Here is a 9,367-nt window from a genome sequence, read left to right as displayed (position 1 = left end):
AAGATGAAACGAATAAGAATAAACAATGGAAAAGTTGGCTTAGTATTTAGAAATGGCGACTATTTAAAAGTATTAACAGCTGGCAAGTATTGGGTGCGTTACACCGATAAGGTGGGTATCTGCAATATGTCGCAACCTTTAACTTTATCCATGGAATTAAATATTTTGTTACAGGATGAAGCATTAGCCAAACTGTTACATGTAATAGAGGTAGCTGATAACGAAATTGTTTTAAGGTATGAGAATGGCATATTCTCTTGTGTCTTAACTCCCGGGCGACATGCCTACTGGAAAGGACCAACCAAATATACTTTTGACACAATTGATTTGTCGGGGACCGAAGCCGTCGACAAAAGCTATAAAGCTATATTATCACGTCCTGAAGCCAGTCAATATACCAGGGTTTATCGGGTCGAATCCTATGAAAAAGGTTTATTGTTTATTAATGACCAGTTTGTGCGTGAATTAGAGCAAGGCATGCATTACTTCTGGAAGAACGATACTCCCATTGTGGTTAAAAAAGCAGATTTACGCCAGGCACAAATGGAAGTATCCGGGCAGGAGTTATTAAGTAAAGACAAGGCGGCTTTGCGCATGAGTTTCTTTGCCAGCTACAAGGTGGTTGATGTGATTAAAGCCTTAACAGATAATCAGGATTACATCAAACAGTTGTATGTGGCTATCCAGTTGGCATTGCGTGAATATGTAGGCACCTTAAGTTTGGATGAGATTCTTGAACGGAAAGAAGAAGTATCCGGGTTTGTGATGGCATCGGTAAAAGAAAAGGCCTTAAGTTTTGGTGTAGAGATGATTGATGGAGGTGTGCGTGATATCATCTTACCAGGCGATGTGCGTGACATTATGAACCAGGTGTTGATTGCTCAAAAGAAAGCTCAGGCCAACATCATCACCAGACGGGAAGAAACAGCTTCGACCCGAAGCTTGTTAAACACCGCTAAATTGATGGAGGACAACAAAATGTTGTTTAAATTGAAAGAGATGGAGTATGTTGAAAAGATTGCTGATAAAATAAACACAATATCTTTATCGGGTGGTGGTCAGGTTGTTGATCAGTTAAAAGAGATTTTTTCTCCTTCTAATCAGTAATAAATCAATGTAGGATGCGCCTCGACTGTATCCTACATTACGACAAGAAGTAAAAAATGAAACAAGTTATATCATCAGAAAACCGACCTATTAAAATGTGGTTGGATGACATTGAAGAAAATGCTTTATCACAGGCGAAAAACTTAGCCAACTTGCCATTTGTGCACAAACATGTGGCCCTGATGCCCGATGCTCACTCTGGTTATGGAATGCCCATTGGTGGTGTTTTAGCCACTAAAGGTGTCATTATTCCCAATGCCGTTGGTGTGGATATTGGCTGTGGAATGTGTGCCATGCGTACCAACCTGGAAGATGCGGATTCGGATACTTTGAAACAGATAATGTCGCGAATTAGAAAGACGATTCCTGTGGGGTTTGATTGGCATAAAGAGGCGCAAGATGAAAAGTACATGCCACAGATTGAAGCACTACCCTTCATTGTGGAGCGCCATTATGTAAAAGCAACGAAGCAGATTGGATCATTAGGTGGAGGTAATCACTTTATTGAGATACAGCATGGATCTGATGGATACCTTTGGGTAATGATTCACTCGGGTAGCAGAAACCTGGGAAAGCAAGTGGCTGATTTTTACAATAAAAAAGCGAAGCAGTTGAACGAACGCTGGCATTCGACCGTGCCTGCTTCACATGATCTGGCCTTCCTGCCTATTGAGACAGAAGAAGCACATGCCTACCTCAATGAAATGAATTACTGTGTCGATTTTGCTCTAGCCAACCGTAAATTGATGATGGAGCGTGTACAGCATGCTTTTCTGGAAGTTTTCAAAGGTGAAGTGGCATTTGATGATCTCATCAATATTGCGCATAACTATGCAGCCTGGGAAAATCACTTTAAGGAAAATGTACTGGTTCACCGAAAAGGTGCAACGCGAGCCCGGTTGGGTGAATTGGGGATCATCCCTGGTTCGCAGGGAACCAAATCCTACATTGTTGAAGGTTTGGGGAATCCTCAAAGTTTTGAATCCTGTTCTCATGGAGCTGGTCGTGTAATGGGACGAAAACAAGCACAACGTGAACTGGACCTCAAAACAGAAATTAAGAAGCTGAACGACAAAGGCATTATTCATGGTATCCGCCACCAAAAAGATTTGGATGAAGCAGCGGGAGCTTATAAGGATATTGATACGGTTATGGCTAATCAGAAAGATCTGGTTAAAATCAAGGTCGAGTTGGAGCCTTTGGCTGTTGTGAAGGGGTGATTTACCCATTCTGAATGGGCGCCCCACCCAATTGGTTTGGGCAGGCTACCCACACAGCTTGGGCAAGGCGCCCAAAGTGTTTGGGCAATGCACCCAAGATACTTGGGCAGTGCGCCCAATCTGCTTGGGTAGCTGAATATTATCTTGAAAAGTGCTAATTAGCAAGCAAAATTAACTTAATCTAACTTTTTAAACTCACTTCATGCAGGCGGCCATTCATGACCGTGTGACCACTTACAGCAAATGCAGTAATATATTTTGCTATGTCTTGTGGTAATACATCAGCCTGATAACCGGGGAAAGCCTGTGCCAACATCTCTGTTTGCACAGCACCCGGATTGATGCAATTAACTTTAATGTTATCGTTCTCAAATTCTTTGGCCATAACCTCTGTTAATGTATTAACTGCCCCCTTGCTGGTAGAGTAAGCGGATAAACCATGGAATTTTTCGGTGCCTTGAACACCTCCCATTGAGCCAATATTGACAATATGCGGCGCTTTGGATTTATTCAGAAATGGATAAAGTGCCTTGGATAGTCGGGTAATTGCAAAGACATTGACATCAAACATCAGCTGCCAGTCTTCGTCGTTCAACTCCAGAAAAGGTTTATTGATAAGGTAACCCGCATTGTTTATTAAAATATCAACCCGGCCATTCAATGTTCTATTAATATCGTTTACCAATCCGGAATAATCTTTACAGGCGAGGTCGAATGACATCGTTGAAATTTGCGATGGACTATCATCAGGGAGTTGTTTTTTCAATTGTGCCAGGCCGTCTTTTGAGCGTGCAATTGCAACTATATGGTGCTTACCACTTGAAGCCAGGGTTAATGCAGTTGCAAATCCGATGCCTCTACTGGCTCCTGTAATTACAATGTTCATAGTCGGGTGTTTTATTTTTAATTCTTGCTACTTAATAAGGATAAGCCATTTTTGATCAGATTATTTAGCTCCGGCTTCTCTTTGCTAAGTTTTAATAGCTGTGATTGCAAGTGTTTGGATAAGGAGTTATCCATTTCAATTGCCAGCTCATAAAGTTCGAGAAGCAATAACCATTCCCCGGGATATAAAGAATTAGCAGTTTCTACCAGAGTTTTAAGTTGCATATTGGAGTTTTGCTCTCGCAGGTCGCGCACTTGCTGATAAATGTTAATGTAATCCAGATCAGAGTAGTTATGGCATACAGTATTGGTCTTAGATACATGGCTGATATCTTCGTATTCGGCTTTATCAGCTGCGCCTGAAAATACAGAAACGACTTTTGTGCCAATTGCCATATCAAAGATTCCCCATTCCGGCATAAATAAAATCTGCTCATTATATCGAACAGTACAATCGATAAAGCTCATTATTAGATTTTTGCCAAGGCTGTTGTGCCTGATATAATGCAACCGGCCTTTCACTTCTACTCCACTATGAAACTTTAATGCACATTCTTTTCCAAGCTCAATGTTATTTTCTTTTAACTCATTCACTGTTGCTAAATGCAAATCCAATGGAGGATAAGCTAACGTTCCGACTGGTGTACCGAAGCCCTCCTTGTGAGCCGATGTATCATGCCCGATAAGCATCCGGTTCGATACGGAGAGCATAGTCGGACCTGTTGTGTTGATATAGACTATCTTATTGTCATCTGATTTAATCACATTGGAGAATACGCCACTAATTTGAATACCGCTATCCAATTGGCAGGTGTTAACACCTTGTGATTCGACCGCTTGTGATACACTCTCAAGCCCTCCCTTTCGAAAAGCCATTTGGTCAGCGAAGAGGTTCAGCACATGGATCAAGTGGGAAAAGTCTGGTGTAACAAATAGTTGTGGTTGTTGTGTGGTAATGTCAAAATTGTATTCCGAAGCTTCTAAGTTGTAGCTTATCTTTTGTACTTTTTCCTTCAGGCAGGACTCGCTTTCGCCAATTGAAGATAAAAGTCCTGCGCCATAAATCTGAGGTTGACTAACATCTCCGATTAAGCCATATTCGACAGTCCACCAATGCAAGTTTCGCAATTTAGCCATTTCCGAAGCCGGCCCCATATCGTTTGATATCCTTTCTAGCTCCAATTCTGCATCCTTAATCTCTTTATCGGTAACATCAGGATTTTCTTTTAAGATCGAAAGTTTCCGTACAGCTTCATAAAGGTCGTAATCACGCTTTGATGATAAAGCTTTACTCCCTATTTCGCCAAAAAGGCGCAGATATTCGGCGTAGGCCGGATCAACAATAATAGGTGCATGGCCAGCTGCTTCGTGCACTATGTCAGGAGCAGGTGTATATTCGATATGGTTGATATGGCGCATGTCTGCAGCAATTACTAAGACCTTATAGGCCTGAAATTCCATAAAAGCAGCCGGTGGAATAAAGCCATCGACACATACAGCGCCCCAGCCAATTTTAGATAAGATGGAATTCATCTCATCGATTTTCGGAATACGATCAATGCTAATACCTGTAGCTTCAAGACCCTTCAGGTAGGATTCATGTGCTGTATGCTTAAGAAAGTTATAGTTAAGGCGCATGATGTAGCGCCATACAGCATGGTCGACCGCGGTGTATTTTTCGTAGTTTTGGTCTACAATAAACTGCTTTAAATGCTTGGGGAGTCGTTGAATGTTTTTATTGATGGTTAGCATATTGGGTAGATTTGCAAGTGGTGATTATCCGTAATATTCTACATAGTTATTCTCTGTCTCAATTAGTTTGATCTTATGTAACTGGCACCCTTTAGAATTAATTGAAGTTTCAATTTCATTCCAAATGGCCACTGCTATATTCTCAGCTGTTGGTATGATGTCCTTTAAAAAATCAACATCGAGGTTAAGGTTCTTATGATCCAGTTTGCTGATAATGGTATCTTTAAGTAAGTTGCTGAGTTGTTTCAAATCGAAAACATATCCCGTAGCCTCGTCAATTTCACCTTTAACAGTCACTATCAATTCGTAATTATGACCATGAAAATTGGCATTTGCACATTTATCGTATAAAGCCAAATTGCTTTCGTTTGAGAGTGCTGGGTTCCAGAGTTTGTGTGCAGCGCTAAATCGTTCTCTTCGGCTGATGTAGATCATTTTAATGTGTGTTGTCTATCGTTATTTCTGAGTTGAACTTTGTTCCTTCTATATTAAAGGAATTGAATGCCTAATTTGTTCGACTTACAGATTGTAATACTAACTTATAGACCTTTCCCCATAGACAATAGTTCCTGGTCTGTTGTCGGCAACACGGCGTTCTGACTCTGGTTTTCAACCGGTCAGAACGCTTAGTTATTAGCCACTGCATTTTTATATCATTTATCTGCTTCTGATAAAAGTTCTTCTAGAAAAGGCTTCATCTTAAAATCTCGGCTAAGGTTGTTGTATTCTTCAATAGGGTCTATCTGTTTTTTAAAACCAGTACGAACAGCTCTAACCATTGTATTCTTTTCGGTATACCTTGAAGAAACAAAATCAAAGATATCAACTTTGTATTCATTTCTCTCTAATAACAATGCTCTTAAAGTATCAGAAATCATCATTAGCATTTTATCTCTAAAAGACTTGTATCGAACAACTATTTTGAAAGACGAAGGTTTCATGCTAATTGAATGTTGACAACAAGCAACAGAAAGTATAATCTTCGCCTTGGTCTTAATACCTAAAAACATGGTTTTGTCTGTTGCGATATCACAAGCGTGCAATGAGTATACTAAATCAATTTTTTGGTCAGTTGAATATTCTATAATGTCCTTTGAATGAAAGAATATATTCTTAAAATTCATTTCGCTTGCCAATTTAGCATTAGAAGTCATTAATTTTTCATTATAGTCGATACAATGAATTTCGATTTCCCGGTTTTCAATTTTGTTGTAAAAATAATAAACTAAAAAACTCAAATAGCAGTTGCCTGCACAGCTATCTATAAAGACAAGTTTTCGTTTCTTTGATGCCTTTCTAATTTCGGCATGAATAATTTCTAAATAGGCGATAATCTGTTCTATTTTAACTTGTTTGTCTATAGATGAATTTGAGTGTCTATCTTGTAATTTTAGTAAGAAGAATAAATTGTTTAATTCTTCTCTTATTTCTTTGTTAATAAGCATTTTCGTGAATTGTTCACGAAGTAATTTGTCAATATGATTTACAAAAGTAATGTATTCAACTTGGAAAGTAGAACTTATGAAAATCTAGTTACAACAATTTACTCCAATTAATAATTAAATTGAATTGTCAAAGCCCTAAGTAGTAACCTTAAAGCCTTTTGTATTATTTGTAATTTAGATTTATCATTCCCAAGCCACTATAAGTGTATGGGGTGGATTTCCTGCACTTTATTTTTAAATTTTCAGTACAAAAGTATAAAATTTTATTATTGAGGACTATTTATTTTTCTATTTTCATTAACAAGTCCAATTATTTCATTTTCAAATTGTTTAACAATTGAATTCGATTACTTATTACCTTAGTTTTATTCTGTATCTACTTTTAACATCATACCTGCTTGTTTGGCTTTTGTGTTGTGACTAACGAAAAATTGTATGGGCAGTGGCAGATTGCGTGGTAGTTTCCTGTCAAACCACTACGCAGTTTGAGCGGGCTACAAACCTTAATATTTACCACTTTCCCTGCCATTACTTATACAAAATGTTATAGCGCGTAATTTATTAGTTCTCATTTATATAATTCATCGCTGATTCTAAAACTTTATCAGTTCCATTTTGTAAATCAGTTTCTGTATTTTTTATTACTTCATCCGGTATAATCCCAATATTTTCGACAACATTATCATTCCAGTCATTTGTTTTTCTAATTGATAAACGATATTCCCAACCATTCGGAAGTTTTCCAATATGAGTATCTGCAAAAACACCAGATGTCGTGTTTCCAATAATCTTGACACTGGGGAGAGTTTTCATCATTAGGGTAAATAATTCTGCTGCACTTTGCGTATTTTCATTTGTCAACAATGCTATTGGTTGATTTTTATATTCACTATTCTTTGTTGGTTTTAATTTCCAATATTCAGGTTCTTGGAATTTATATATACTATCAGGATTTCTCAGTCTTGAGATTGCAAAAGTGTTTGTGTCTTTTGCAAAATATTCTGCTAATTCTTTAACTGGCAAAGAATAGCCACCGATGTTATTTCGAATATCAATTACAAATCCTTTCGCATTTTTATATTTCTGTAAAAATGAACTTATCGAGTTGTGAACTTCATTAGACTTGTTACTCATCTCTGTCATATTGATATAAGCAATCGAGTCCGTTAACCATCCAGTTGTAAATACTTTTCTAATTCCCATTGGTGGAAGAAATGATTTTACTTTTAACGATTTTTCATAATTGATGAGATACTTGTTTTCAATTAGCTTTAATGAAAAATCATTTGTTGGTAATCTGAAGTCAAAAGATGTTAAGTCAAGATAGTTTAACGAAGGAAGTCCAAAACCAGAGAAATATATTTCATTGAAACGATAAATATAGCAATGTTTATCATCTATTTTTTTTAATATCTCTTGAAAAACATTGAACAATTCATCATCTGTTGTTTCTTCATTTATTTTTGATGAGTAATAATTATATTCTTTGTTCCAATCAATTCCCTTAACATCAAAAAGGGCATAATTTTCTTTGAAGATTTCAAAAAACGCTTCGAAACTTTCCTTTTGTTGTTCTTTGTCTCTGGTCAAATAAGTCCAACCACTGATTAAAACAATCAGAATGATAATCGTATATGTTAGCAGTTTCTTCATTTTTTATGCGCTATAACGGCTCGAATATGCGTAGTGCGGGATTTCAAGGCACTTTGCTATCCTACCCCTACATTGCTTATTAATTGCTCTAAAATTCAAATTTACTAAATCGCCCCTCATTACGTATATTTATTGTTGGCTACTGTTGTTCCTTTTATTCTTAATTGAATAGTATATTATTGTTATCAGTATTGAAGTAACGAAAAATGAGATTTGATAATATAGAGATTTATCTGATTCTACAATTTGACACTTGTATTTCAACTCTGATAATTGCAATTGCTTCAATTCTTCTTTAGTCAGTATGTTTCTAATTTCATTTTTTAAACAGTCAAATGAGTCATAGTCCTTATCTATAATACCAGCTTCGTTAAGTTTTAAAAAAACAGTATCTAATTTCAAAGAATCCTTTTCAATAAGAGTAATGTATTTATAATCCAGATGATATTGATTAAATACTGATTCTGTTATTAAATAATCAAATGTATATTTATCTCTATCGGACAAGTTTTTATCGTTTATAACTTTACTATAAATGGAACTGTCAGCTTTAGCAAAAAATGGACTATTAAAAGTCTGCCCAATCACGGAAAATAAGGAAAGTAAGATTGCAACACCTAAAACACCTCCAATTAATGTTATAATAGGCAAATTAAATCTAGAGGTTTTTATTGAACTCTCAATTAATTTTCTAGCACCTATCCCAACAGCTATGAGCAATATCAAATCTAAAAAGTCCCAATTTCCTGAAGCTAGAATAATCGTAATAAGAACTGTTCCCAATGCAATTAAGTATTCAATTGGTATTGAATCAAAAAAAGTATTTTTATTTGTGTTTTTTTGTTCTGGCATATTTATCTGGTTATTTGTTTTTCAATAGTAGCCAACGGTTGGAGTATGTTGCGTAGCGGATTTCGGGGCAGCGTTCCTGTCCGGTAGGACGGAACGGTGATTCGAGAGCCGCGCCCCCGCAAACCACCAAAACCCGCTATGCAATATGGCACTTTGTTAGGTACAGTTTTTTTGTGAAAGAATTAATCAATGTTACCCATGAATCCAATATCATTAGCATTGATTACACCATTTTTAGTATAAACATTAGGAGAATAATTATATGGGTCATTTGGTCGGTCAATTTTTTGTAATGATGGAGAATATTGTTGCGAACTAACATCTCTAAACCATTTGTCCTGGTCAAATGAATACCCTCTTCCGTTAGGCCAATAGATATTATCAGATGGTTCGGGCAAGTTACTTTTTATCTCCCTCACTTTTGGGCTTAAATTGACCTTGTTTTCAAATATC

General features: G+C 36.8%; 9 protein-coding genes. 2 read left to right on the top strand and 7 right to left on the bottom strand.

The genetic code is table 11. The annotated features are described in order from the left end of the window. On the top strand, positions 1-1,107 hold a 1,107-nt coding region (locus tag AC4MRQ_RS23465), incomplete at its 5' end, for a slipin family protein (RefSeq protein ID WP_491200164.1). Positions 1,108-1,163: 56 nt separating this feature from the next. Continuing rightward, positions 1,164-2,327: an RtcB family protein gene (locus AC4MRQ_RS23460; RefSeq protein WP_491200163.1), complete on the top strand. Its 1,164-nt coding sequence runs from the start codon at positions 1,164-1,166 to the stop codon at positions 2,325-2,327. A 181-nt stretch (positions 2,328-2,508) separates the two neighbouring features. Here AC4MRQ_RS23460 and AC4MRQ_RS23455 read toward each other — a convergent pair whose 3' ends face one another. The 7 genes from AC4MRQ_RS23455 to AC4MRQ_RS23425 form a co-directional block, all read right to left on the bottom strand. Further along, the gene (locus tag AC4MRQ_RS23455) at positions 2,509-3,213 is read right to left on the bottom strand and encodes an SDR family NAD(P)-dependent oxidoreductase (RefSeq protein WP_491200162.1); all 705 of its coding nucleotides are present in this window, start codon (positions 3,211-3,213) and stop codon (positions 2,509-2,511) included. Positions 3,214-3,230: 17 nt separating this feature from the next. Then, positions 3,231-4,964, bottom strand: a complete 1,734-nt coding sequence (locus tag AC4MRQ_RS23450; protein WP_491200161.1) for an aromatic amino acid hydroxylase — start codon at positions 4,962-4,964, stop codon at positions 3,231-3,233. A 24-nt stretch (positions 4,965-4,988) separates the two neighbouring features. Further along, the gene (locus AC4MRQ_RS23445) at positions 4,989-5,399 is read right to left on the bottom strand and encodes a 6-pyruvoyl trahydropterin synthase family protein (protein WP_491200160.1); all 411 of its coding nucleotides are present in this window, start codon (positions 5,397-5,399) and stop codon (positions 4,989-4,991) included. A 218-nt stretch (positions 5,400-5,617) separates the two neighbouring features. Continuing rightward, complete coding sequence (locus AC4MRQ_RS23440; protein WP_491200159.1) at positions 5,618-6,409, bottom strand: methyltransferase; 792 nt, start codon at positions 6,407-6,409, stop codon at positions 5,618-5,620. A 561-nt stretch (positions 6,410-6,970) separates the two neighbouring features. Continuing rightward, on the bottom strand, positions 6,971-8,062 hold the full coding sequence (locus tag AC4MRQ_RS23435) for a S41 family peptidase (protein WP_491200158.1): 1,092 nt from the start codon (positions 8,060-8,062) through the stop codon (positions 6,971-6,973). Between the two features lie 129 nt (positions 8,063-8,191). Then, positions 8,192-8,914, bottom strand: coding sequence for a hypothetical protein (locus tag AC4MRQ_RS23430; RefSeq protein WP_491200157.1), 723 nt, complete (start codon positions 8,912-8,914; stop codon positions 8,192-8,194). A gap of 182 nt (positions 8,915-9,096) precedes the next feature. After that, positions 9,097-9,367 (bottom strand): hypothetical protein (locus tag AC4MRQ_RS23425; protein WP_491200156.1); only part of this gene is annotated, 271 nt, incomplete at its 5' end.

The sequence above is a fragment of the Carboxylicivirga sp. genome, from assembly GCF_982718395.1.
Note: the sequence above shows the minus strand (reverse complement) of the source record. Positions and strands in the feature narration are given on the sequence as shown.

Excerpts from the sequence above, each read along its gene's own strand:
- AC4MRQ_RS23440 (WP_491200159.1), bottom strand. The coding sequence starts at position 6,409 with ATGCTTATTAACAAAGAAATAAGAGAAGAATTAAACAATTTATTCTTC.
- AC4MRQ_RS23445 (WP_491200160.1), bottom strand. The coding sequence starts at position 5,399 with ATGATCTACATCAGCCGAAGAGAACGATTTAGCGCTGCACACAAACTC.
- AC4MRQ_RS23460 (WP_491200163.1), top strand. The coding sequence starts at position 1,164 with ATGAAACAAGTTATATCATCAGAAAACCGACCTATTAAAATGTGGTTG.
- AC4MRQ_RS23455 (WP_491200162.1), bottom strand. The coding sequence starts at position 3,213 with ATGAACATTGTAATTACAGGAGCCAGTAGAGGCATCGGATTTGCAACT.
- AC4MRQ_RS23450 (WP_491200161.1), bottom strand. The coding sequence starts at position 4,964 with ATGCTAACCATCAATAAAAACATTCAACGACTCCCCAAGCATTTAAAG.
- AC4MRQ_RS23435 (WP_491200158.1), bottom strand. The coding sequence starts at position 8,062 with ATGAAGAAACTGCTAACATATACGATTATCATTCTGATTGTTTTAATC.
- AC4MRQ_RS23430 (WP_491200157.1), bottom strand. The coding sequence starts at position 8,914 with ATGCCAGAACAAAAAAACACAAATAAAAATACTTTTTTTGATTCAATA.